Source organism: Bradyrhizobium sp. S3.12.5 (genome assembly GCF_040548225.1).
GTDB classification, from domain to species: domain Bacteria; phylum Pseudomonadota; class Alphaproteobacteria; order Rhizobiales; family Xanthobacteraceae; genus Bradyrhizobium; species Bradyrhizobium cytisi.
Genome location: NZ_JBEPRF010000037.1, coordinates 1 through 25,819 on the forward strand (window position 1 = coordinate 1; position 25,819 = coordinate 25,819).

The 25,819-nt window shown below is 63.9% G+C and carries 15 protein-coding genes and 1 tRNA gene; 6 read left to right on the forward strand and 10 right to left on the reverse strand.

The annotated features are described in order from the left end of the window. Window positions 1-219 precede the first annotated feature (219 nt). The 5 genes from ABIC09_RS35300 to rpmH all read right to left on the reverse strand — a co-directional run bounded on the left by ABIC09_RS35300 (window position 220) and on the right by rpmH (window position 3,842). Window positions 220-549, reverse strand: a complete 330-nt coding sequence (locus tag ABIC09_RS35300) for a DUF423 domain-containing protein (protein ID WP_354035848.1) — start codon at window positions 547-549, stop codon at window positions 220-222. Window positions 550-581: 32 nt separating this feature from the next. Next, window positions 582-1,235, reverse strand: coding sequence for a ribosome biogenesis GTP-binding protein YihA/YsxC (yihA, locus tag ABIC09_RS35305; protein ID WP_354112128.1), 654 nt, complete (start codon window positions 1,233-1,235; stop codon window positions 582-584). Between the two features lie 140 nt (window positions 1,236-1,375). Then, the gene (gene yidC, locus ABIC09_RS35310; protein ID WP_354035759.1) at window positions 1,376-3,223 is read right to left on the reverse strand and encodes a membrane protein insertase YidC; all 1,848 of its coding nucleotides are present in this window, start codon (window positions 3,221-3,223) and stop codon (window positions 1,376-1,378) included. A gap of 16 nt (window positions 3,224-3,239) precedes the next feature. Further along, window positions 3,240-3,680 (reverse strand): ribonuclease P protein component, encoded by a 441-nt coding sequence (rnpA, locus tag ABIC09_RS35315; RefSeq protein ID WP_354112129.1) that lies wholly within the window; start codon window positions 3,678-3,680, stop codon window positions 3,240-3,242. Between the two features lie 27 nt (window positions 3,681-3,707). Continuing rightward, window positions 3,708-3,842, reverse strand: coding sequence for a 50S ribosomal protein L34 (rpmH, locus tag ABIC09_RS35320; protein ID WP_008542748.1), 135 nt, complete (start codon window positions 3,840-3,842; stop codon window positions 3,708-3,710). Between the two features lie 455 nt (window positions 3,843-4,297). Here rpmH and ABIC09_RS35325 point away from each other — a divergent pair, with 455 nt between their 5' ends. The 6 genes from ABIC09_RS35325 (at window position 4,298) to ABIC09_RS35350 (ending at window position 14,217) form a co-directional block, all read left to right on the forward strand. Continuing rightward, on the forward strand, window positions 4,298-5,743 hold the full coding sequence (locus tag ABIC09_RS35325) for a sensor histidine kinase (protein WP_187434683.1): 1,446 nt from the start codon (window positions 4,298-4,300) through the stop codon (window positions 5,741-5,743). 273 nt (window positions 5,744-6,016) lie between these two features. Continuing rightward, window positions 6,017-6,093, forward strand: a tRNA-Arg gene (locus ABIC09_RS35330). Between the two features lie 321 nt (window positions 6,094-6,414). Next, on the forward strand, window positions 6,415-7,392 hold the full coding sequence (locus ABIC09_RS35335) for an AraC family transcriptional regulator (protein ID WP_354112130.1): 978 nt from the start codon (window positions 6,415-6,417) through the stop codon (window positions 7,390-7,392). A 135-nt stretch (window positions 7,393-7,527) separates the two neighbouring features. Beyond that, complete coding sequence (locus tag ABIC09_RS35340) at window positions 7,528-8,514, forward strand: AraC family transcriptional regulator (protein ID WP_354112131.1); 987 nt, start codon at window positions 7,528-7,530, stop codon at window positions 8,512-8,514. Between the two features lie 227 nt (window positions 8,515-8,741). Continuing rightward, window positions 8,742-12,479 (forward strand): autotransporter domain-containing protein, encoded by a 3,738-nt coding sequence (locus ABIC09_RS35345; RefSeq protein ID WP_354112132.1) that lies wholly within the window; start codon window positions 8,742-8,744, stop codon window positions 12,477-12,479. A gap of 355 nt (window positions 12,480-12,834) precedes the next feature. Further along, the gene (locus ABIC09_RS35350; protein WP_354112133.1) at window positions 12,835-14,217 is read left to right on the forward strand and encodes an MFS transporter; all 1,383 of its coding nucleotides are present in this window, start codon (window positions 12,835-12,837) and stop codon (window positions 14,215-14,217) included. A 707-nt stretch (window positions 14,218-14,924) separates the two neighbouring features. Here ABIC09_RS35350 and ABIC09_RS35355 read toward each other — a convergent pair. The 5 genes from ABIC09_RS35355 to ABIC09_RS35375 all read right to left on the reverse strand — a co-directional run bounded on the left by ABIC09_RS35355 (window position 14,925) and on the right by ABIC09_RS35375 (window position 25,673). Next, window positions 14,925-16,694 (reverse strand): tetratricopeptide repeat protein, encoded by a 1,770-nt coding sequence (locus ABIC09_RS35355; protein ID WP_354112134.1) that lies wholly within the window; start codon window positions 16,692-16,694, stop codon window positions 14,925-14,927. 132 nt (window positions 16,695-16,826) lie between these two features. Then, on the reverse strand, window positions 16,827-19,943 hold the full coding sequence (locus tag ABIC09_RS35360; RefSeq protein ID WP_354112135.1) for an efflux RND transporter permease subunit: 3,117 nt from the start codon (window positions 19,941-19,943) through the stop codon (window positions 16,827-16,829). After that, window positions 19,940-23,122: an efflux RND transporter permease subunit gene (locus ABIC09_RS35365; protein WP_354112136.1), complete on the reverse strand. Its 3,183-nt coding sequence runs from the start codon at window positions 23,120-23,122 to the stop codon at window positions 19,940-19,942. Before ABIC09_RS35365 ends, ABIC09_RS35360 begins: the two co-directional genes overlap by 4 nt. 8 nt (window positions 23,123-23,130) lie before the next feature. Continuing rightward, window positions 23,131-24,357, reverse strand: coding sequence for an efflux RND transporter periplasmic adaptor subunit (locus tag ABIC09_RS35370; RefSeq protein WP_354112158.1), 1,227 nt, complete (start codon window positions 24,355-24,357; stop codon window positions 23,131-23,133). Window positions 24,358-24,575: 218 nt separating this feature from the next. Then, window positions 24,576-25,673, reverse strand: coding sequence for a glycoside hydrolase family 3 N-terminal domain-containing protein (locus tag ABIC09_RS35375; RefSeq protein WP_354112137.1), 1,098 nt, complete (start codon window positions 25,671-25,673; stop codon window positions 24,576-24,578). Between the last annotated feature and the right edge of the window lie 146 nt (window positions 25,674-25,819).

Sequence of the window (25,819 nt, forward strand, 5' to 3'; positions counted from 1 at the left end):
AAAAGACATCGCAGGCCCTCCGTCCCAGACAGGTCGAAAGGCCTTGAATCACATCCATAAACTCCGGGGAATCACTTTCGGGCATCCCATAGCCCCTTGTGGGAGAGGGTGGATCGCCGCGATAGCGGCGAGACGGGTGAGGGGTCTCTATCCGCGGAGGCAGACCCCTCATCCGGCGCTTCGCGCCACCTTCTCCCACAAGGGGAGAAGGAAGAACCACTATTCCCGCGTCGCCACCACCGCCGCCAGCGTCACCGCCAGCCAGCTCAAGATCATCAGCGTTCCGCCGGTCGGCGCCGCGAATGGAAACAGCGAATGGCCGGCATATTGCAGCACAGTGAGGTCGCCGGCGAACAGCGCGGCGCCGATCACGAAGCCGGTCGCGGCGATCAGGCCAATTCCGCCGTGCAGAAGGCCGCGCGCGAGCAGGGCGACGCAGGCCAATATGGCCGTTGCATGAAACAGCAGCATGGCGCTGGCGGAGGCAAGCCGGCTGGCGTCGGCGCCGTGGGCGGAGGCGGCGGCCAGCGCGACGCCGGCGGCGCCCATCAATCCGGCAAGGGCGATCAGCAGACGAGCCGTCACTTGGTCCGCTCTTCCAAGAGCTTTGCCATCGCGGCGCGCAGCTCGGCCATGCCGGCCGATTCGCGTGAAGACGTCGCGAGCACGTTCGGGAACGCGGCCGGATGCTTGGCCACCGCGGCCTCGGTCTCGGCGATGCGCGTCTGAAGCTCGGAGGCCTTCACCTGGTCGGCCTTGGTCAGCACGATCTGGTAGCTGACGGCCGAGCGGTCGAGCGTCCCAAGGACTTCAAGATCGACGTCCTTCAGCCCGTGGCGGGCATCGACCAGCACGTAGACGCGCGCGAGCGAGGTGCGTCCGAGCAGGAATTTGTGGATCAGCTCGGTCCAGGACGCGACCTGGCTCTTCGGTGCCTTGGCATAGCCATAGCCTGGCATGTCGACCAGGCGCAGGTCGGTTTTCCCGGGGACCTCGAAGAAGATCAGCTCCTGGGTACGGCCCGGCGTATGCGAGGTGCGCGCCAGCGCGTTGCGCCCCGTAAGCGCGTTGATCAGGCTCGACTTGCCGACATTGGAGCGGCCCGCAAAGGCGATCTCCAGCCCCGCCATCGGCGGCAGCGTTTGAATCGAGGGCGAGGCCCAGATGAACTGCCAGTCGCGGGCGAACAGCTTTCGCCCGGCCTCGATCAGCTTCGCATCTTTGTCGTCGGTCATGCGAAAGCCTCACCCTTCGTCATGGCCGGGCTTGTCCCGGCCATCCACGTCCATCCACACAGTACCCTCCAAAACGTGGATGCCCGGGACAAGCCCGGGCATGACGATGTGGAGGCATTTGCGCCCGGCAATGACGACGACTACGTCGCCTTCCTCGCGAACGTCGCCTTGAGATTGTCGAACAGCTCCACCTTCACGCCGTTGCGGCGCATGATGAAACTCTGCTGGAGCACGGAGAGCGTGTTGTTCCAGGCCCAGTAGATCACGAGGCCCGCCGGGAAGCCGGCCAGCATGAAGGTGAAGATCAGCGGCATCCAGTTGAAGATGAGCTGCTGCGTCGGATCCGGCGGCGTCGGGTTCAGCTTCATCTGGAACCACATCGTGATGCCCATGATGATCGGCCAGATCCCGAGCGCGAGATAGTGGCCGAACACCGGCAGCGTGGTCGGATCGAACGGGATCAGCCCGAACAGCGTGAACAGATTGGTCGGGTCGGGCGCGGAGAGGTCCTTGATCCAGCCGAAGAACGGCGCGTGCCGCATCTCGATGGTGACGAACAGCACCTTGTAGAGCGAGAAGAACACCGGGATCTGGATCACCACGGGAAGACAGCCGGCGACCGGATTGATCTTCTCCTTGCGGTAGATCTCCATCATCTCCTGCTGCTGCTTCACCTTGTCGTCGGGATAGCGCTCCTTCAGTGCCTGAAGCTGCGGCTGGACCGACTTCATCTTTGCCATCGAGGCGTAGGACTTGTTCGCCAGCGGGAAGAACAAGAGCTTCACGATCACGGTCACGAGCAGGATCGAGATGCCGAAATTGCCGAAGAAGCGGTAGAAGAAGTCGAGGCCGAGGAACATCGGCTTGGTGATGAAGTAGAACCAGCCCCAGTCGATCAACAGATCGAAATGGTTCAGCCCGAGCTCCTTGTTGTAGCCGCCGAGCCCTGCGAACGGGAACACGCCGACCACGCCGGCTTCCTTGGCACCGGCGAACAGCCGTGCGTTCGCCGTCGTCGTGCCGCCGATCGCGACGGTGACGGGATCGAGCAGATAGTCGGTCTGGTAAGTATGGACGTTGCCGTTGAGGTTCGAGGAGAACCGCGCCTGAAGCTGTGCGCTGGTGTCGGGCAACAGCGCCGAGGCCCAGTACTTGTCGGTCATGCCGAGCCAGCCATTGGTGGCCTTGAAGCTCACCGACTTGGCTTCGTCGATCTTCTTGTAGGCGTATTCCTGCAGGCCATCGAGATAGCCGATCAGGCCTTCGTGCAGGATGTAATAGCCCGACACCTGCGGCGTGCCGTGGCGCGAGATCAGCGCGAACGGATAGAGCGTGACCGGCGCGTTGCCGACATTGCTCACGTCGTCCTTGATGGTGAAGAGATAGTGATCGTCGACCGAGATGGTGCGGCGGAAGGTGAGGCCTTCGCCATTATCCCACTTCAGCACCGCCGGCGAATTCGGCGTCAGGCTGCCGCTGCCCTCCTGCTGCCAGACGGTCTGGGCATCAGGCATCTTCGACGTCACGCCTGTTGCCGCCACCCAGCCGAACTCGGCGTAATAGGGCTCTGCCGTGCCGGAAGGCGAATAGAGAATGATCGGCGGCGATTTCGGGTCGACGGTCTCGCGGAACTGCAGCAGCGCGAGGTCGTCGATGCGGCCGCCCTTCAGCGAGATGCTGCCGGCGAGGCGCGGCGTATCGATCTTGACGCGCGGGCTCGCGGCAATCGCGGCGTCGCGGCTGACGGCCGGCTGGGCCTGCTGGTTCGCGCCCGGCGCGGTGGTCGGCGCAGGCGCGCTGCCTGATTGCGGCGTGGCGCCCGGCGTTGCAGACGCCGTCGGCTGCGGCGCGGTCTTCTGGAGCTCGGCCTGCGTCTGTTGCTGGGCGCGCTGCTTCTCCATTGCCGGCACGTTGTAGAAATATTGCCAGGCGATCAGCACCAGGCCGGAGAGAATGACGGCGAGGATGGTATTGCGATTGTCAGTCATCACTGTGGTCTCGTCATCAATCCGGTTTGCGGCTGGCGGCTGGGCCAGAGCTTGGATCAGGGCTTGGATCAAGGCTTGGATCAGGCTTTGGCCCGCGTCCCGTTACCTGTCCCTTGTTAGGTCCTTTGGCCGTATGCCGCGCGGGCTTCGTGAACGCTATGCGCAGATCGTCGAGCATGGTCGTGAAGTCGCGCGAGAGCGCGTCTCTGCGGCCGACCAGCACGTAATCATGATGGGGTTGCATCGACACCGGATCGAGCCGCTTCACCAGTTCGCGAAGCCGGCGCCGGATGCGATTGCGCTCGGGGGCGTTGCCGTTCTTTTTGGTAACGGTGAAGCCGATCCGGATCGGGCCAGAGTCGTCGCGACCACGGCTTTGCAGGACGAACGCGGGACTATTCACCCGCGCGCCATTGGCAACGGCGAGGAAATCCGCCCGCTGCCTCAGCCGATCCATAATGAAATCCCAAAAAGGGGGTCCGGCTCAGGCGCTCAGACGCTTGCGGCCGCGAGCGCGGCGCGCGGCCAGAACCTTGCGACCGCCGGCGGTCGCGAGACGGGCCCGGAAGCCGTGGCGGCGCTTGCGCACCAGTTTGCTGGGTTGATAAGTCCGCTTCACGGGTTTTTCTCCGCTGACCGGGCAATTTGCCTGTAGAATTGATGATAAAGTCCGGAAGATGCGGCCCAAAATGAGCCATTTCCGGCCCCAGAAGAGCCGCTCCCGGTGTCGCACCGGGCCATCGCGGACAATTTGGCCGGCTTATAAGGGAGCGTCTTGTTTTCGTCAACGTCGCAGGACCGCACAGTTCCGGTGAATATCGCTGTTTCCTTGGGGTTTTTAACCCATGAGGTGGCGAGTAGCGGTATCAGCGCCTACATCCGACCTTGGCAGATTAGCGATCTGTAATTTGACCTCCCCGGGGGGCGGGTCGCATCCTCCATCAGTCGAGCTCTATCAGAAGGCCAGCAGGGGCGAATTTCGTGATAGCGACAGACCTCCAGCAGCCGACCCAACAGACCCAAGATCTGGATCGAGTTAGGGACCAGGATCCGGATCGGCCAGCGGATCAGCCGGTGACGCGATCCCGCGGACCGGATGGGCTTGGCCTGTCCGGCAAGCTGTTGCTGCTGACCGTCCCCCTGGTGATGATCGCGGCCGTCCTGCTCTATGTGCCGGCGATCGCCAACTTCTGGGTCAACCGGCTCAACGACCGCGTCGCCGCGGCCAACACGGCGGCGCTGGTGCTCGATGCCGCGCCGCTCGGCATGGTGCCGGATTCGCTGTCGCGGGAAATCCTCAAGAGCATCAATGCGCGCGGGGTCGCGATCAAGATGGGCCAGCAGCGCCGCCTGCTCGCCAGTGACAATCTGCCCGCCACGATCGAGCACGACATCGACCTGCGCGACATGACGGTGTGGCAGGCCATCACCGGCTCGTTCCAGATGATGCTGGAGACCGGCAACCAGCCGATCCGCGTCGTCGGCCCCGGCGTCGGCAACGCCCAGTTCATCGAGATCGTGACCGACGATCTGCCGCTGCGGCAGTCGATGTACCGCTTCTCCCGCAACGTCGTGGTGGTCGCACTGATCATCGGCGTCCTGACCGCGGGCCTCGTCTATCTCGCGCTCCATTATCTCTTCGTGCGGCCGATGCGGCGGCTGACCGCGAGCCTGGTCGGCTTCCACGAGAACCCCGAAAGCTCGGCGCGGATCATCGTGCCGAGCCAGCGCAGCGACGAGATCGGCGTCGCCGAGCGCGAGTTGTCGGACATGCAGCGCGACCTGATGTCGATGCTGCATCAGAAGAGCCGGCTCGCCGCGCTTGGCCTCGCCGTCTCCAAGATCAACCACGATTTGCGCAATCTGCTGGCCTCGGCGCAGCTGCTGTCGGACCAGCTCGCCAGCGTGCCCGATCCGCGGGTGCAGCGTTTTGCGCCAAAGCTCGTGCGTTCGCTCGAGCGCGCCATCGCCTTCTGCCAGTCGACGCTGTCCTACGGCCGCGCCCAGGAGGCCGCGCCCGACCGCCGCATGATGCTGATCGAGCCTGTGGTCGTCGAGGTGCGCGAGACCGCGGGTCTTGCCAACGACGTCTCGATTGCCTGGGTCGCCGCGATCGAGCGCGGGCTCGCGGTCGATGCCGATCCCGACCAGCTGTTTCGCGTGCTGCTCAACCTCGTGCGCAACGCCGCCCAGGCGCTGGAGAGCCATTCCTCCGGCGACGGCGGCCCGCAACAGATCCGGATCACCGGCAAGCGCGAGGGCGCGGTCGCCATCCTGGAGGTCTCAGATACCGGCCCGGGCGTGCCCCAGAGGACCCGGGAGCATCTGTTCGAGGCGTTCCAGACCTCCGGCCGCCCCGGCGGCAGCGGGCTCGGCCTCGCCATTGCCGCCGAGCTCGTCCGCGCCCATGGCGGCGACATCCATCTGGTCGAAGGCACCATCGGGGCCACCTTCCGGATCGTCATCCCCGACCGCCCCGTGGAACTCCTCTCCATCCGCAACGAGCGGGCGCGGGCCTGATCGGCCAGCGGCCGATAGTCTTCTGTCATTCCGGGACGGCCCAAAGGGCCGGGCCCGGAATCCATAACCCAGGCTGGTGGTTATGGATTCCGGGCTCGCGACTTCGTCGCGCCCCGGAATGACAGTAAGAGGTGTGAAAATACGCGAAAATCTCCCCATCCCGGACCTTGCCAACCGGGGCAAGAGCGGTTAGTCAGAGCGCTCTTTCGCACCCCTCCGGCGCTCGCTGGAGGCTGCGTGCGGGCCCAGCCCGCACACTTGTTTGCGAAACACGCGCCCGTAGCTCAGCTGGATAGAGCATCAGACTACGAATCTGAGGGTCGGACGTTCGAATCGTTCCGGGCGCGCCATTTCGGTACAAAACTGTGAACGGCCCCTGCCGCTACCCTCGGCCAGCGATCGCCTATATGAAGGCCGCCTTGTCGCCGATGATACGTATCGCGTCATCGGCTACTTCAATCCGGTCCACAATCACCTGAGTAGCCGCAGCGCGTACGCGACATTACCGGCCTTCATCCCTGTGTACAGAATCCAGGCGACGATCTAGCAAGAAAGAAGTCGTCTAGCATCGTGCTTGGGTTGAACCGGGTCTATCCGACAATTCCCCCGCTGCGGGATCAGCGGCAAGCTATTTGCTTATTGATCGCTGGAACGCTTCCTTTGGGGATCGGATGGATAGTCTTCGAATTGCCACCGGTGCATTGCCGGCCGCGCAGCGGTTGGAGGCATTTCGCGAAGTCTTCGGGCGAAAGCTTCTCAAGATCGAGATCGAGCCCGAGCGTGGTACCGAATTCGATGTCGACATGACATTGCAGGCATTGCCGGGGCTCGGCATGGCATCCGGTTCTCTCTCTCCCATGCGCAATCGGCTCACCCGTGCATTGATCGACAACGATGATCTTGTTTTCGTCATTCTGCAGGAGGGCGTCGGTACGGCCGGGCAACGTGGCAGACAAGCGACTATCAGCAATGGCCAGGCGATCTTGACGACGAACGACGCGCCGGGAAGCTTTGCCGGGCATACGCGTACGCAACTCATCAACCTTCGTTTCGAGCGTAAGAGGCTTGCTCCGCAGCTTGCGGATGCTGACGATTTCCTCCTGCGGCCGATGTCAGTGAACAATCCGGCATTGCGGCTGCTGACGTCTTACCTGCAGATTGTCGGTAGCGAACTGACGCGATCGCCCTCCGTTCTGCAGCGGAGCGCGGCCGACCACATCCATGACCTCGCAGCTCTCGCCTTGGGCGCCACCCGGGACGCTGCTGAGATCGCGACCGGTCGCGGGGTGCGAATTGCGCGTCTGCAGGCAATCAAGGCGGACGCGGCCGCGAACGCCGCCTCAAGCTGGCTTTCGCTTGACGCGATCGCCGCGCGCCATGGTCTTTCTCCGCGCTATATCCGTTCGCTCTTTCAGAGCGAGGAGACGACCTTCACAGATTTCGTGCTGAGCCAAAGGCTGGCCCGAGCCCATGCGCTCCTGGTCGATCCGCGATACGGCGATCGTCTGATTAGTGCGATTGCGTTCGAAACTGGTTTTGGCGATCTTTCCTATTTCAATCACCGCTTTCGCCGACGCTATGGAGCGACCCCATCCGACATACGGGCCGCAGCCCGGCGCAACGATGGATGGCGGAACGCCGCCGACTAAGCCAACCACAGGCTGACAGTTGAGTTCGGCTGTTCCTCACAGCCCAAGACGATATGTCATCCAGCCCAAGCGGCCGTCTGCTTCTTCTCGGTACCTTGTCTCGATGTCGCTAAAGAGGCGGCCGGAGGGGCTGCTGTGCAGGAGGGTGCGGGATTCTTCCGCTTTTCGACCGACGAGTTGCCAGAGCGCGATCGGCTTTCGGTGTGGCGGGAAGTTTTTGGGCGCACCGTCGTCAAGATGGAAATGGAGTCGATCGGCAGTGGGCCGTTTCGAAGCGAAGCTCAGATCTATGCAATGCCGAACCTGACGGTCGCATCGGTTTCCAGTTCTCCCAACCGGATTGCCCGGACGCGGGCCCTCGCCGCCGACGGTAGCGACGACCTTGTGCTCGGCATTCTTCTCAGCGGACAAGCCGTTACGCATCAAGGAAAACGAGAGGTTTCGTTTCAGAAGTCGGAAGCTGTTCTGTGGTCGAACGCTGCGCCCGGAGGCGCGCTTTACAACTCGTCGATCGATTTTCTCACGATTGCCATGTCGCGAACCGTCCTCACGCAGGTCGTTGCAAATATAGACGATGTCCTGATGCAGCTTATCTCGCGTGACAACGAGGCGCTTCGGCTTTTGACCAGCTACGTCAGGTTACTGCAACGCGAGTTTAGTTCCATGTCGTTGGAATTGCAGGCGGTGACAAGTTCGCACGTGCAGGATCTCGTGGCGCTGGCACTTGGAGCAACAAGGGATGCCACCGAAGTTGCCAAGGGGCGCGGCGTTCGCGCCGCACGGCTGCTCGCGGTCCAGGCCGATATCCTTGCCAATCTCACCCGGCACGATCTGTCGATCGAAGCCCTTGCCTCGCGGCACGGTATATCGCCACGCTACATCAGGACGCTCTTCCAGAGCGAGGAGACGACGTTCACCGATTTCGTGCTGGGTCAGCGCCTCGCCAGGGTCCATCGTTGCCTCGTTGATCCGCGCTTTGCCGGCTACATGATCAGCACCATCGCCTTCGAAGCGGGGTTCGGGGATCTGTCCTATTTCAATCATGCGTTTCGGCGGCGTTACCGTGCGACCCCATCCGATATACGCGCTGCGGGCCGCCGGCCCGACGATGCCGCGGGCTGAGAGCATTTCCCTGGTCTAGCCGTTAGGTGTCCGTCACGTGGCGCGGGTCGGATGACCAAGTCAGTACAGTTGCCGATCAGCAACATTGGCTCGGCGATGGCCGACTTTGCCGTCTAGCCCAACTCATCACGTCATTCAGACCAAGCGCCGTGCCGAGTCGGCCCGCTACGGTTTGCCCGCCTACTTTCCTCGGCATCCGTCGGCGTTCATTTGAAAGTCTTTTTGCCATGACGACATCGCTCCCCAGCTGCCCCCGCTTCCATCTGCAGCAGCACGCGCGACGGTTCGCCGCATTGCTGCTGGCTGGAACGGCACTTGCTGGCCTGCCACTCGCATCGCCGGCGCAGGCCCAGACATGGACCGGCGCGACATCCACCGACTGGTTTGCGAGCAGCAACTGGAGCGCGAACACGGTGCCGACGGCCGCAACTACGGTTGTCATCGACACGATCGCACCCAATCCGACGGTGATCGGCGCAGCAGGCGCCGCCGGCAACAGCGTTATTGTAGGTCAAGTGGCGACCGGCGCTCTTACGATATCGGGTGGTGGTGTCCTCAGCGCTTTCGGTGTCGCGGCCGGCAACACCTCCGCAGCCACTGGCGCGGTGACCGTGACGGGATCGGGATCGACTCTCACCGCAGTGGGTGCCGGCAGTCAGGTCGTGATTGGTAACCTGGGCACAGGTACGCTTCAGATTTTGAACGGCGGCGTCGTCAGCGATGCGTCCGGTTTCGTTGGTAGCAATGTTGCCGGCACCGGAGTGGTGACCGTGGATGGTCTGGGTTCGGCCTGGACGAACAGCGCAATTCTCGGAATTGGTGAACTTCAATCGACCGGAACGCTGACGATTTCGAACCAAGGCCAGGTCACCGCCGTCACGGCCTACATTGGTGTCGCGGATGGCACAGGTACGGTCAACGTCACCGATCTCAATTCGGCATTGTCGACCAGCGGGGCTCTCAACGTCGGCCAATCTGGCACTGGCGCGTTGACGGTCTCGAATGGCGCGAAGGTCATCAGCAATATTGGTATGATCGGTAATTTTGCCGGCGGTAATGGCACTGTCACGGTTGACGGCGCGGGATCGACCTGGACCAACAACCAGGGTGTTACGATCGGCAGCTCGAGCACTGGCACGCTGACCGTATCCAACGGCGGCGCCGTCAGCGCCGCAAGCGTCACGGCCGGCGATCAGGCCGGTTCGACTGGCACGGTGACCGTGGCAGGAACAGGCTCGATCTTGACCACAACAGGAATCGGCAACCAGGTCGTGATCGGAAACTTCGGCACCGCCTCGCTTCAGATCTTGAGCGGCGGCGCGGTCAGCGATGCAAACGGCGTAGTTGGTCAGAATACCGGCGGCGTCGGCACGGTGACGGTGGATGGTCTGGGCTCTACCTGGACCAATACTTCAACCCTGACCGTTGGCACTCAGGGGACCGGCACGTTGGCTCTTTCGAACCAAGGCCAGGCGACGGCCGCCGGCGTCCTCATTGGCGTTGCCGGCGGCACCGGCACCGTGAGCCTCACCGGTCATTCTGGAGTATCGACAGCGGGGGCGGTCAACGTCGGCTTTACCGGCACCGGCACGTTGACGGTCGCGAGCAATTCATCGCTCGTCAGTAGCGGCGGTGCGATCGGCAACCTCGCCGGTGCCCAAGGCGCGGTCACGGTGACGGGCGCCGGTTCAGCCTGGTCTTTCGGCGCTTTCGATTTGACCATTGGTGCAAACGGCACCGGCTCGCTTCTGGTTTCGAATGGCGGCGCGATGAGCAGCAGCAACGGCGCCGGTATCCTGGGCCAAGCCGCGGGATCGAGCGGCACCGTGACGGTCGACGGCACTGGGTCGTCGTGGACGACGCCCGCTTTTCTGTTCGTCGGCGTTGGCGGCACGGGCGCGATGACGATTTCGAACGGGGGCACCGTCATCACGGGCGACGGTTATTTAGGTGTTGCGGCCGGCGGGGCCGGGACTATGACGGTTACCGGTGCCAATTCGATCTGGACGAGTACCGGTGGCGTCTTTGTCGGCTTCGGTGGCAGCGGCGCGCTCACGGTTTCAAATGGCGGCGCCATATCGGCGCCAAGCGGCATGGCTATCGCAGCCTCGGCCGGGTCGGTCGGCACACTCAACATCGGAGCCGATGCGGCTAGCGCCGCCGCCGCGCCCGGAACGTTGAACACCCCAACCGTCGGATTTGGGTTGGGTGCCGGTAGCATCAACTTCAATCACACCAGCGCGGGCTATGACTTTACGCCGGTCATTGGCGGCAACGGCACGATCAACCAGGTCGCCGGCACCACGATCCTCACCGCCGATTCCAGCGGGTTCACCGGCGCCACCAACGTCACGGGCGGCCGGCTGGCCGTGAACGGTTCGCTCGCCGGCTCTGCCGTTACGGTGTCGGGCAGCGGCGTCCTCGGCGGCACCGGCACAGTCGGCAACACCACCATCAATGGTGGCACGCTGTCGCCCGGCAATTCGATCGGCACGCTGACCGTGCAGGGCAGCCTCGCGTTCACCTCGGCTGCACACTACCTTGTGGAGGTCTCGCCGACGGCGGCTGACCTCACAAATGTTACGGGCACGGCGACGCTCGGCGGCGCCACGGTGAATGCGTCGTTTGCTCCGGGTAGTTACGTCGTTAAACAGTACACAATCCTGAACGCTACCGGCGGCGTCAGCGGCACGTTCGGTTCGGTGGTGGTAAATACCAACCTGCCGTCCGGTTTCAGGTCGAGCTTGAGCTACGACGCAAACAACGCCTATCTCAATCTAGACCTCGCATTGCAATATAGCGGTCTCAGCATCAATCAGCAGAACGTCGCCAATTCGCTGACAAACTTCTTCAATACGACCGGCGGCATTCCGGCCGTGTTCGGGTCGCTGACGCCAGCCGGCCTGACGCAGGTCTCCGGCGAATTGGCCGCCGGCTCGCAACAGACGACATTTGATGCGATGGGTCTGTTTCTGGGGGCGATGACCGATCCGACTATGGGAAGGCGCGGCGAAGTGGTTGGGCCATCGGCGCCCCCGCAATTCGCTGACGAAACCCGCGCGTCCGGTGCGTCGCCCGCTTTTGCGATGATGCCCGGCCAAGCGCCGCCGGCGGCCAGCTTTGATCGGCGTTGGAGCGTTTGGGGTGCTGGTTTCGGTGGCTCCCGAACCACCAATGGCGATGCCGCGCTCGGCTCGAGCGGCGCGACCGGCCGTGTTTACGGCATGGCTGCGGGTGCCGACTATCTGCTCTCGCCGTCGACGCTGGCCGGCTTTGCCTTAGCTGGCGGCGGCACCAATTTCAGTGTCTCGAATGGGGGCAGGGGTCACTCCGATCTGTTCCAAGCCGGCTCATTCGTTCGTCACACGATGGGTCCGGCCTACATGGTCGCTGCCTTGGCCTATGGCTGGCAGAATGTCACAACTGACCGGACTGTCTCCGTTGCCGGCGCGGATCAGTTGCACGCGAAGTTCAACGCCAACGCGTTCTCGGGCCGTTTGGAAGGCGGCTATCGCTTTGCGACGTCGTCGGTCGGGATCACGCCCTATGCCGCCGGGCAATTCACCACTTACGCATTGCCCGCTTATGCAGAGCAAGCTGTCAGCGGCACCAACACATTCGCGTTGACCTACGGCGCGAAAACCGCGACCGCGCCCCGCAGCGAACTTGGTATTCGTGCCGACAAATCGTATGCACTGACCGATGCCATCCTGACGCTGCGCGGCCGCGTCGCATGGGCACACGACTTCACCACCGATCGCGCCATCGCCGCGACGTTTCAAACGCTGCCGGGCGCGTCATTCGTCGTCAATGGCGCCGGACAGGCCGGCGACGCAGCGCTGACCACCGCGTCCGCCGAAATAAAATGGATCGGCGGCTTTTCGCTTGCCGCCACTTTCGAAGGCGAATTCTCCAGTGCTTCCCAAAGCTATACCAGCAAGGGCGTCGCACGGTATGCGTGGTGAGCGGGCACCCGCAGCTACGCAGGCAAAGGCACGGTGCGACACGCATGGTAGCAGGTGCTCGAATTGCATCGCCAGTCTGCGCATGAATATTCCGTGGGGCACTTAACGAGATTATAGCGCAATCTCAATAACATATATGAGTTCTTGGTTTTATTCCGAATGGCGCGCCATTTAATTTCCTGAAAATTCATCCATTTTTTGAGACCGTCGATCTCGGAACATGCGCCCAAATGTTCCCGCGAACTTGCCCAGCTTTCGCACGTTATCGATTTCGAACTCGGCCGAGTCGGTCGTCCGGTTTCGGATCGCCAGTCACGAGGGCGGCCGCCTGCTCCGTAGATAAAGGAAACTAGCATTGCTGACTGCCGGTCCACAGGCTGCAGAAGACGGCCAGCCGCTGGTTGTCGATGAGCAGGAGGTCAAACGCGCTGTTGGTGCCACCGCCATGGGCAACGCGATGGAGTGGTTCGATTTCGGCATCTACAGTTATCTCGCCGTCGTCATCGGCAAGGTCTTCTTCCCCGGCAGCGGCGACGAGCTGATCTCCAGCCTTGCCGCATTCGCAGTCGCCTTCCTGGTCCGGCCGATCGGTGGGCTCTTCTTCGGAATGCTCGGTGACCGGATCGGTCGCCGGAGCATCCTCGCGACGACGATCATCGCGATGGCGGTGGCTACCTTCTCGATCGGCTTGATCCCGAGCTACGCATCGATCGGCATCTGGTCGCCTGTTCTGCTCTACGTCGCCCGTCTGGTGCAGGGCTTCTCCACCGGCGGCGAGTACAGCGGTGCCTCCACGTTCGTCACCGAGTTCGCGCCCGATCGACGACGCGGATTCCTCGCATCGTTCCTGGAGGTCGGCACCATCTCCGGATTCGTCGCGGGAGCAGCGCTTGTCACCGGCCTGACGGCGGCGCTTGGCGACGCTGCGATGGAGTCATGGGGCTGGAGGGTGCCGTTCCTGCTTGCTGGTCCGCTCGGGATCATTGGGCTCTATTTGCGGCTCAGGCTCTCGGAGACGCCAGCCTTCGCCTCAATGAACGAACAGGCGCATGCGCGATCCGGCGGGAGCCGATTATACGACATCGTCTTCGAGCATAGCCGGGTCGTTCTGCTCTGCATGGCCGTGGTGCTGGCGCTCAATGTCACCAACTACCTGGTGCTGACCTACATGCCGAACTACCTGTCAGCGACGCTCGGCTACAACACCACGCACAGCCTCTTGCTTAGCCTGCTGACCATGCTGGTGATGCTGGCGGCGATCCCGTTCGTGGGGTGGTTGGGCGACCGGATCGGGCGACGCCCAGTGCTGCTCGCAGCCTGCGTCGGCTACTTGGCGCTGTCCTTGCCGGCACTGTGGCTCCTGAAACAAGGCTACATCGGAGCGATCCTGGCAGGGCTCCTGATCCTCGGCCTGTGCCAGACGCTCTTCATTGGTACGACACCATCGACGCTGCCCGCCATGTTTCCGACGGCAATCCGCTACGGCGGTCTGTCGATCGCATACAACGTGTCTGCCTCACTGTTCGGCGGAACGGCACCGCTGGTGGCGGAGTGGTTGGTGCGCATCACCGGCAACGATTACATGCCAGCCCTCTACGCGATGCTGGCGGCGCTGGTCGGGCTGCTTGCGGTGCTGCTCATGCAGGAGACGTCTGGGCGGCCGCTGGAGGGATCGGCGCCGACCATCAGCACCGACGAAGCCCACAGCCTGCAAACAGCGGCCGCCGCTGCACAATGAGCGCAGCCAACCCATCATGTATTGCCGAAATGAGTTCGTCGCACGGCTCTCAGCAAGCCAGATATCGAAGCGCATCCTGGCTTTGGCGACGTGAGGGCGAATGGCGCCGCCAATCGCGGAGAAGCCGCATTTCATCTTCTACCACCGTACGCGCACGCCAACGTTGGCGCCGACGCTTTGACGATTCACGTCGGCGTCGATACCCGTGGTATAGCTTGCCGCGCCATACACGGCGACCGCTGCCGTAATCTGCGCTGCGAACCCGCCGGCGATTTCGATCGCTGTCGCGCGGCGTGCTGTCTCGATCGGGGTCGTCGCAAACAGGCTCGCGCACCCCCGCTTTGCAGTTCGACGCCGGCTTCCCTCATGATCTTGCGTCCCGTTCTGCTGAACTTCCGCGGCGCACCCCTTGCCGATACTCTTTCGTTATCATCTTCGTTATCATCGCTGAATCGCAGGCGCGTTCCCGGAAGGAGCGAGATGCCGACGTCCTGCCAAGGGCGCGAACGCATTCCCCATTCCGGAACAGCCGCTCTTTCCCTCGTCGTCCTGCGTCGGCTCAAGCAGATCCCAGCATGGGCCTGATCAAGACTAGAAATTATAACAATATTTCAATAGTATAGGAGTTCGCGGTTTTATTCTGAATGGGGCGCCATTTCCGCACGAGGCCATGAACACTGCCGGCGTCGTTCGCGGTGCATTCAGCCTCAATGACCGAACGCGGCGGCCAGCACGCGCAATTCGTGCCGCACGCGATCGAGCACACTCTCATACTCACGTGCCTTGGTCTGCCGGAACAGCCGCACGCTCGGATACCAGGGGCTGTCCGCGCGATCGAGCAGCCAGCGGTAGTCAGGCGTCCATGGCAGCAGGATCCAGGTCGGACGTCCAAGGGCGCCGGCGAGATGGGCAACGCTGGTGTCGACCGTGATCACGAGATCAAGGCAAGCGATCAACGCGGCGGTCTCGGCGAAGTCGGTGAGATCGGCGGTCAGGTCGACGATGTCGTTCCTCTCGCGCAGCACCGCCGCATCATGCCGGCGCGGCGCCTTCTGCAGGCTGACATAGGTAGCATCGACGTCGAGGATACGGGACAGCGTTCGCAGCGGTATCGAGCGCGTCTCGTCATTCACGTGGAATGGATCGCCGGACCAGACCAGGCCGACCCGGAGCCTGCTGCGAGGGCCAAGGCGATTGTCCCAGGCCTGAACAAGGCTGTCCGGAGGGGCCGGCAGATACGGTCCCGACGGGATCGTATCGAGACGGGTCTCGAAGGCGAGCGGCAGGCTGGATATCGGGCAGTGCAGATCGAAAGCCGGCAGCGTGCCCATCGCCGACCGCGGAACGCAAAGGGATGCACCGCCCAGCGCCGACATGAGCCGATGCAGCGGGTCTTGAACGACCAGAATAACGCGTGCTCCACGCTCCGCCAGCATGGGGACGTAGCGGACGAAGTGAATGGTGTCGCCTAATCCCTCGTCCGCCGCGACAAGGATCGTCTTTCCCTCGATGTTTTCTTCCCCGAGCCACATCGGTCGCTGAAACTCAGGGTGTCTGGCCGAAGGCAATTTCAATCGGGCCTGGTGTCCGTGCCAGCCGGCTTCGAGATTGCCCGTCAGGAGATGGGCCAGAGACACATTCCATTCCGTCACCGTACTGTTCAGCCCGAGCGATGTCATCCGATCGGACAGCGCGAAGACCTCGTCGAAGCGATGAAGGTGGAAAAGCGCGACCAGCTTGTTGTCGAAGGCGTCCACGAAGCGCGGCTGGATCTCGATGGCCTTGTCGAACCATGCCAGCGCCTCTTCATTCCTGCCGAGCCGCCGCAACGAAAGACCGAGATTGTTGCAGATCTCGGCATTATCAGGATCGAGCTGGTGCGCCCGTCTGCCGTCGGTCGCGGAGTCCTCGAACCGTTTCAGGCAATAGAGAACCCATGCGCGGGTCCGCAGCGTCGGGGCATGGTCCGGGAGCAGGCTGTCGCTGAGGTCAAGACAGGCAATCGCCTCCTCGTTCCGCCCGAGCTTGTGAAGCACAATCCCGCTCTTATACAGCGCGTCTTGATGATGCGGATCGAGCTCGAGCGCGTGTTGAAAGCTCGGCAGGGCTTGATCAAGGCGCGCAAGCTGAACGAAGATGTCGCCACGCTGTCGCCACAGCTCGGCGTCGTCAGGCCGCAGCTGTATTGCCTGGTCGAGGACGTTGAGGGCTTCGTCGCAGCGCCCATACTGCTGCAGGATGGTCGCGAAGCTCGCCAGATATTCCGGTTTCGGTGCGCGCTGGATCGCGCCGACGATCCACTGCAGGGCCTCGTTGTATTGCCTGGCGTGGAGAAACAGCAGGCCCATGAGGTGCTGGGCGTCGGTGTGCTCGGCATCTAGTCCGAGGGCCTGCTGGTAGCAGGCGCGCGCGTCGAGATGCCGTCCGTCCCTGAAATGCGCAAGGCCCGCTTCACAGAAGGCGGTTGCTGTGCTCATCGCTGTTGCGTTCCAGGCGGTCATTGAGTTCTTGCAGGCGGCTCTGCGCTCGCGATGTCGTCAATTCGCGATCATAATCGCTTACGAGCGTACGGGTGGGAGCTGGTGCGAAGCCGTCGGCGCAGCGCCCGATCAGCCGCTGATGCCGGAAAGAGGCGAAGCCGGCGCACCGCCGGCCGCGGATGCCTGAGGCGCACCCGCGGCGCGCATTTTCTTCCGCCGCCTCAGCCTGTCCAGGATCAAGTACATCGCCGGCGTCGAGTAGAGCGTGAAGAGCTGGGCGACGACCAGGCCGCCCATGATGGTGATGCCGAGCGGCTGGCGGATCTCGAAGCCCGGGCCGGTGCCGAACGCGATCGGGACGGCGCTCAAGAAAGCCGCCAGCATCGTCATCGTGATCGGCCGCGCCCGCAGCCGTGCCGCGAGCAGGATGGCGTCGTGGGCGTTGAGGCCGCGATGCCGCTCCGCGTCGAGGGCATAGTCGACCATCATGATGGCGTTCTTCATCACCATGCCGACCAGCAGGATACAGGCGATGGTGGTCACCAGCGTGAACTGCGTTCCCGTTGCCCACAGCGCGACCAGCGCGCCGAAGGCGGTCGGCGGCAGGGTCGAGAGAATCGTCAGCGGATGAACGTAGCTCTCGTAGAGCATCCCGAGCGCGATGTAGATCGCGATCAGGGCGGCCGCGAACAGCGCCGCCTGCTTGACGATCGACTTGTCCGCCTCCTTGGCCTCGCCGCGGAATTCCGCCTTGATGTCATCGGGCAGCTTGGCCTCGGCCTCTTCCTTGCGGATCGACGCGATGGCGTCGCCGATCGACGTGCCGGGCTTGATGTCGAACGAGATCGTCGCGGCCGGAAACTGGGCGCTGTGGCGCACCCACATCGCCGCATGCGCGCGTTGCGGCCGGGTCAAGGCCGTTAATGGTACCGATTTGCCGCTGGCGCTTGGCACGTAAATCTGGCCCATCGAGCCGGGGTCGCTCGCCGCCTGCGGCTCGACCTCGAAGATCACGCGCGCATAATTGGTCGGAAGGAACAGCAGATTGATCTGGCGCTGGCCGAAGGCGTCGTTGAGCGTGTTGTCGACTGCGACCGGCGTGACGCCGAGCATCGCGGCGCGCAGGCGGTCGATGGTCAGGCCGGCCTGCAGGCCGCCGGTTTCCCAGCTCGCGATGACGTCGATGACCTGCGGAATGCCGCGGACGCGGCGGATCATGTTTTCCGCGGCGCGGAGCACCTGCTCCTCGTCGATGCCCCACAGCGTATATTGATAACGCGAGCCGGCGGACTGGACGCCGAGATTGAGATCCTGAAGCGGCACGAAGAAAACCCTTACGCCGTCAATCCTGTTCATGCGTTCGCGCAACCGCGCGATCACTTGCTGGATCGACAGCTTGCGGACGTCAGGCGGCTTGAGCGCAACCAACATCTGCCCGATGCTGAGCGCGTTGCCATTGCCCTCGCCGATGTAGGACGTCAGACCTGAGATTGCGGGATCTTCCAGGATAGCTGCGCCGACGGCGCGCTGCCGGTCCTCCATGGACAGGAACGAGATGTTCGACGGAGCCACGGTCCGCACGAACATCACGCCGGTGTCCTGGGTCGGCATGAATCCTTTCGGCAGCTGCAGATAAAGCCAGACGCTGGCCCCCGTCAGCGCGGTGATCATCAGGACGGTGAGAAGACGGTGGCGCAGCGTCCAGTCGAGGCTGCGGGCATAGAAGGTGCGGTGTTCGGAGACCGCATCGGGATTATGCAGCTTCTGCCGGCCGCGATCCAGCAGATGTCCGCACATCATCGGTGTCAGCGTCAGCGAGATCGCCGCCGAGGACACGATGGCGACCACCAGCGTCACGCCGAACTCGCGGAAATAACGCCCGACGACGTCGGGCATGAACAGGATCGGGATCAGCGCCGCGATCAGGGCGACGGTGATGGCGACGACCGTGAACGCCATCTGGCGGGTGCCGTTGATTGCGGCCTGCAGCGCCGGCTCGCCTTCGGACATGCGCCGGATGATGTTCTCGATCATGACGATGGCATCGTCCACCACGAAGCCGGCGGCGATGGTCAGGGCCATCAGCGACAGATTGTCCAGGCTGAACCCGCACAGGCTCATCACGAACAGGGTCGCGGCCAGAGAAACGGGAATCGTGACGCTCGGGATCAATGTGGCCCAGAACCGCCGGAGGAACAGCGCGATGACCAGCACGACAAGCGCAGAGGCGATCACCAGCGTGAGCTTGACGTCGTTCACGGCGGCCCGGATCAGCGTGGTGCGGTCATAGACCGTGTGCAGCTTGATGCCGGGCGGTAGCCAGCGCTGGATTTCCGGCAGCTCGGCTTTGATCGCGTCGACGGTCTCGACGATGTTGGCGTCGGACTGCTTGTAGACAAACAGAACGATGCCGCGCTCGGTGCCGTACCAGCCGGCGAGACGGTTGTTGATGACGCTGTCGGTTACCGATGCGACGTCGCCGAGGCGGACCGGGGCACCGTTGCGCCAGGCCAGCACGATATCGCGATATTCGGAGGCCTGCAGCAGCTGGTCGTTGGCTTCGATGGTGAGGCGCTGGCCATCGACCGACACCGCGCCCTTCGGCAGGTTCTGCGATGCATTGAGGACGGCGACGCGCGCCGCTTCCAGCGACAGGTTCATGGCGGCCAGCCGCGCCGGCGACACCTGGATGCGCACCGCGCTGCGCTCGGCGCCGGTGACGTTGATTCGCGCGACGCCCGGCAGCTGCGACAGTTTTGGTGAGATCACGCCGTCGGCAAGGCTGTAGACCTCTCCGGGCGTGAACACGTCGCTGGTCAAGGCGAGCGCGACGACCGCCGCGCCCGCGGGATTGGCCTTCCAATAGGTGGGTGGCCAAGGTCCCTTCGGCAGGTTTGGCCCTGCCGAGTTGATGGCAGCCTGGACCGCCCCGGCCGCGGCATCGATGTCGACGGAGAGCTCGAACTGCACCGTGATGCTGGTGCCGCCCATGGCGCTGAACGAGGTGATTTCCGTCACGCCCGGGATTAGCGCGAGCGTGGTCTCGATCGGCTGCGATAGCGCGTTCGCGACCGTGACCGGGCTCGCGCCGGGGAAAGGCGCGTAGATTCCGATCGTGGGCCGCTCCACTGCCGGCACCGAGGCGATCGGCAGACGAAAATAGGCGACGCAACCGAGCAGGAACACGCCGATCATCAGCAGCGTCGTCGCCACCGGCCGCAGCACGAATTGTGCGGTGATGCTCACGGCGATGGTTGCTCTGCCTGAGGCAGGGCAGCCGCCCGATCATCGGCGGATTGCCATCCGAACCGGGTGCGCAGCGAGGCGAACGCCAGATAGACGACTGGGGTCGTATAGAGCGTGAGAACTTGCGAGACGATCAATCCGCCGACGATGGCGATGCCGAGCGGCTGGCGCAGCTCGGAGCCGGTGCCCGAGCCGATCGCCAGCGGCAGCGCGCCGAACAGCGCCGCCATCGTCGTCATCATGATCGGACGGAAGCGGAGGATGCAGGCCTGCCGGATGGCGTCGAACGAGGACGCGCCGTCCTCGCGCTCGGCGGCGAGGGCGAAATCCACCATCATGATGGCGTTCTTCTTGACGATGCCGATGAGGAGGATGATGCCGATCAGCGAGATCAGATTGAGATCCTGCCGGTACAGCATCAACGCCAGCAAGGCGCCGATGCCTGCCGACGGCAAGGTCGACAGGATCGTGATCGGGTGGATGTAGCTCTCATAGAGCATGCCGAGGATCAGATAGACCGTCACGATCGCGGCGAGCAGCAGCCACTTCTCGTCCGAGAGCGAGTTGGCGAACTCGGCGGCGGTGCCGATCAGCTTGGTCGTGACCGCATCCGGCAGTCCGATCTCGTGCTCGGTCAGGCGCAGTGCCTCCGTCGCCTGGCTCAGCGAAACCCCCTCGGCCAGGTTGAACGAGATCGTCGTGGCGGGAAACAGGCCCTGGTGCGAGATCAGCAGCGGCGCGTGCTGCCGCTCGATCCGCGCGAAGGCCGACAGCGGCACCGGCGTGGAGGCCTTGCTGAAGGCGCCGCTGAAGCCGCTGGTCTGCTGGTCGATGGTGCTGGCCTGGGCCGCGGCCGCGGTCAGATAGATCTTGCCCAGGATATCAGGATCGTTGCGCAAGGCAGGATCGACCTCGAGGATCACGTGATACTGGGTGAGGGGACCGAACACGGTTGCGATCTGGCGCTGCCCGAATGCGTCATACAGCGTCTGGTCGATCGTGTTCAGGCTGACGCCGTAGCTCGCCGCGAGCTGGCGGTCGATGGTGACGGACATCTGCAGACCTTCGTCCTGGCGGTCGTCGGCGACGTCGGCGAGCTCCGGGCGCTTGCGGAGCGCCTCGACCAGGCGCCGGCTCCAGAGCCGAAGCTCGTCCTCGTCGAGATCCTGCAGCGCATACTGGTATTGCGTGCGTGCGACGCGCGATTCGATCTGCAGATCCTGCGCCGGTTGCAGGTGCAGCGTGATGCCGTGCACGCCCTCGACCGCATGCTGCAGCCGCGCCATGACAGCGGCTGCGGATGATTTCCGCGCGTCGGGGCTGCCGACATCGATATAGAGCCGGCCGCTGTTCAACGTCGTGTTGACGGATCCGATACCGACGAAACTACCGACGGTGACGACATCGCTGTCGCGCGCGATCACGGCGGCGAGCTGCTGCTGCCGCTCGGTCATCGCCGCAAACGAGATGTCCTGGGCCGCGTCGGTGGTGCCGATCAACAGGCCGGTGTCCTGCAGCGGCAGGAATCCCTTGGGGATGGCGACGTACAGCATGCCGGTCGCGACCAGGGTGAACACGGTGAAGACCAGCGTGAGCTTGCGGTGCCTCAGCACCCAGTCGAGCCCCCACAGGTAGAAGCTTGCGGATGCGTCGAAGCCGCGCTCGCTGATGCGGAACAGCCAGCCGTGCTGCGCATCGGGGTCCTCGCGTTGCAAAAGCTGCGCGCACATCATCGGGGTCAGCGTCAGCGAGACGAGTCCTGAGATGACGACGGCAAAGGACAGCGTGATCGCGAATTCCCGGAACAGCCGGCCGACCACGCCGCCCATCAGGAGCAGCGGGATGAACACGGCGATCAGCGAGACCGTCAGCGAGACGATGGTGAAGCCGATTTGCCGCGCGCCCTTCAAGGCCGCATCGAGCGGATCCTCGCCCTCCTCGACATAGCGCGCGATGTTCTCGATCATCACGATGGCGTCGTCGACGACGAAGCCCGAGGCGATGGTCAGCGCCATCAGCGAGAGATTGTCGAGGCTGAAGCCGCACAGCGCCATGGCGCCGAAGGTTGCAACCAGCGAGACCGGCAGCGTGACGCTCGGGATCACGGTGGCCCACAGCTTGCGCAGGAAGATGAAGATCACCAGCACGACGAGGGCGACCGTCAGCACCAGCGTGAACTGCACGTCGTGGATCGCGGCCCGGATCGTCGTGGTGCGGTCGCTGACGACCGAGATCTTCAGCGCGGCGGGAAGCGAATCCTGGAGCTTCGGCAGGATGCTCTTGATGGCATTCACCACCTCGATCGTGTTGGCGCCGGGCTGGCGCTGGATGTCCAGCAGCACGGCGCGCTCGCCCTGGAACCAGGCCGCCTGCTCGGAATCCTCGACGCCGTCGATGGCGGTGCCGACATCGTGCAGCAGCACCGGCGCGCCGTTGCGATAGGCGATCACCGCATCCTGATAGGCCTCCGCGGTGAAGAGCTGGTCGTTGGTGTCGACGTGAAACGCCTGCCGCGGCCCATCCAGCGACCCCTTCGGATTGTCTGCGGTGGTGGCGGCGATGCCGCGGCGGACGTCGTCGAGCGACATGCCGAGCCCGGCCAGTCTCGTGGGGTTCATCTGCAGGCGTATTGCTCGGGTCTGCCCGCCCTCGATGCTGACGGCGCCGACGCCCGGGATCTGCGACAGCTTTGGCACCAGAATGGTCGCGGCGTGATCATTGGCCTCGTGCAGCGCCATCGTCCTGGAGGTCAGTGCCAGGATCAGCACCGGCGTATCGGCCGGATTGACCATGCGATAGGTCGGCGGGCTCGGCAGCTGCTCGACCGGAATCCAGCCCGCCGCCGCATTGATCCGCGCCTGCACGTCCTGCGCGGCCGCGTCGATCTTGCGTGACAGATCGAATTGCAACGTGATCTGGCTGTAGCCGTACGAGCTGGTCGAGCTCATGTCCGTCAGCCCCGAGATCGTGCCGAAATAATGCTCCAGCGGCGCGGTGATCGAGGTTGCGACGACGGTGGCGGAGGCGCCGGGATAGCGCGTCACCACCTGGATGGTGGGAAAGTCGACATTGGGCAGCGGCGCGATCGGAAGCTCACGGTAGCCGAGCATGCCCAGCAGCACGACCGCGACGATCATCAGCGTCGTTGCGATCGGCCGGAGGATGAAGGGCGCGGACATGGCGGACCTCAGTCAACGCGCGGCTCGGAGCGCGGCTGGCTGGCCGGCTGCGCCTTGGCGGTCGGCGTCGCGCCCTCGATCGTGATGCGGGAGCCGTTCTCGAGCCGGTAATAGCCGTCGGTGACGACGCGTTCGCCTTTGGCGAGGCCGCGCTCGATCATCGCGCGTCCGTCGAAGATCTGCCCGACCGTGACCGGCCGGAACGCCGCCGTATCGTCCGCCTTCGCGACCCAGACGAAATCGCCGCGCGGTCCGTGCCGCACGGCGATCGCGGGCGCCGTGATCGCGTTCTTGCGCGTGTCCACCGTGATCCGCCCGTTGGCAAAATTGCCCGGCCAGAGTTTCAGCGCCTTGTTGGGAAACGTCGCCCTCAGCTTGATCGTGCCGCTGGCCTGATCGACCTGATTGTCGACCAGCGTGATCGTGCCCTTGTCCAGCTCGGTGGTATTGTCGGCCGTGAGCGCGACCACCGGCGCATCGGCCTGGCCGAGGCTGAGCCGGGTCTGGCCGACGGCGACCGCAGCCAGGGTGAAGATCACCGAGATCGGCTGCAACTGCGTGACGGTGACGAGGGTCGCCGGCGACACCGCGCGGACGTAATTGCCCTGGTCGACCTGGCGGATGCCGAGCCGTCCGCTGATCGGCGCGCGGACGCTGGTGAAGCCGAGCTGCGTGCGCGCATATTCGATCTGGGCGTCGTCGTTCCGAACCTGCGCCTTGTACTGCTCGACCAGCGCGTGCTGCTGGTCCACCACCTGCCGGGAGATCGCGGCGGCCTTCTGGATCAGCGCGTCGTAGCGCTCCATGTCGATCTGGGCGCCGTCCAGCAGCGCCTGGTCCTTCTGCCTCACCGCGACCTGCTGATCGAGCTGGGCCTGGAACGGGCGCGGATCGATGATTGCGAGGATGTCGCCTTGCTTGACGTCCTGCCCTTCCTGGAAAAGGATCTGGACGATCTCGCCGTCGACCCGGCTCTGCACGTTGACCGTGTTGTAGGCCTGGATCGTGCCGATGCCGGTCAGGTAAATCGGGACGTCCTCCGCCTTCGCGGCCGCGACCTTTACGGCGACCGGCGGCCGTGCTGCAGACGTGGCGGCGGCAGTTTGCTCGGCTTCCGCCGCCTGGATGAAGGGCAGCGCGAACGGAAGCTTGAGGTCATGCCTGAAATAATACCCGGCATAGCCCGCCGGCAACACGACCAGCGCGGCGATGAGGAGTTTTGCTGTACGTTTCACGTTCAAGCCCATCACCCCAAGCCGGCCGCCAATACCCGGTTGATTGTCCCGGCGCGGAACCTCTTAGCATGAAGCAACCTGACGTTGATATCGGCAGGACGCGATATGCTACCATCCGTAACATTAGCACGCGTAGCGGATAGAGATCAACGGCGCTTGCGTTGCTGAACGTCTGGCTTGCCGATGGATTTTGGCGGGGCCCGACCCCCGGTGCCGCCCTAGACGACTTCGACCGTCGCCGCGTCGAACTGGGTGCCGGCGCCGCGATGGCGGGCCAGCACCTCGCCTGATAGCTCCGAGACCGCGTTTTGCGCGGTGCTATCCAGCATCGCGCGGACGCGCTTAGCTGATGCCGCCAGCAACGCCGGATCGAGCTTGCCTTGGTCGACGCCGTTGATGATCGACCGGGCAAGGCCGCGGGCGCGTTCGGTGTCGGTCAGATGCGAGCAGATCATCAGCATGTCGTTGCCGGCCGCCATGAAGCGCGCGCCGGAATCCGGCGCGTCCAGCCGGCCCGCCATCGCGCGCATGCCGACGTCGTCGGACACGATCACGCCTCGGAAATTCATCGCCTCGCGCAACAGCCCGTGCGTGATCGCGCGCGACAGCGTGACGGGATCGTTGGGGTCGAGCTTCCGGTACAGGATGTGCGACGTCATGATCATCCCGATGCCATCGGCGATCGCCGCGGCAAACGGCAGCAGCTCGCGCGCCTTGATCTGGTCGAGATCGAGATCCAGCACCGGCAATTCATGATGCGAATCCACCTGTGTGTCGCCATGCCCCGGAAAATGCTTGCCGCAGGCGCGGACGCCGCGGCGTTCCATCGCCTTGGTAAACGGAAGCATCGACTTGATGACCTCGTCGGCCGAGCGGCCGAAGGCGCGCTCCCCGATCACGGGATTGGCGGGGTTGCTGTGAATGTCGAGCACCGGCGCAAAATTCAGATTGCAGCCGAGCGAGGCGAGCTCGACGCCCATGGCATCGCCGACCTGCTCCGCGGTGCCGGCCCAGCGCGCCGCATAGGAGAAGCGCGTGATCGGCGCCGGCGTGCGGCAGACGCGTCCGCCTTCGTGATCGATGGCGATGAACTGCTTGTCGCGCTGCGAGGCATCGCGGATCGCAGCGATCAGGTCGCGGTGGATCGACAGCCAGTCCCGATAGGGCAGGTCGTGGCGGAAATTGCTCTTGTAGAGGATGACGCCGGCGGGCCGGAGATCCCGCAGCAGCGCGCGGTCGCGGTCATCGAGGACGCTGGTCGGCCGCAGGCCAAGGAAGAAATGGTCACCGACCGTTGAAAGCAGGGAATCGCTCATCCGCCGGGGCCGCCACAAATCGTTTGGTTGATTGGGATGGAGCTGGACGCAACGCGAACTCTCAGCCCCTGCGCGAGCTTTCGAACCACCCGCTTCGTCATCGCAATATTCCAAATTTCCTCAACGGAATCAATCGACAAATCAAA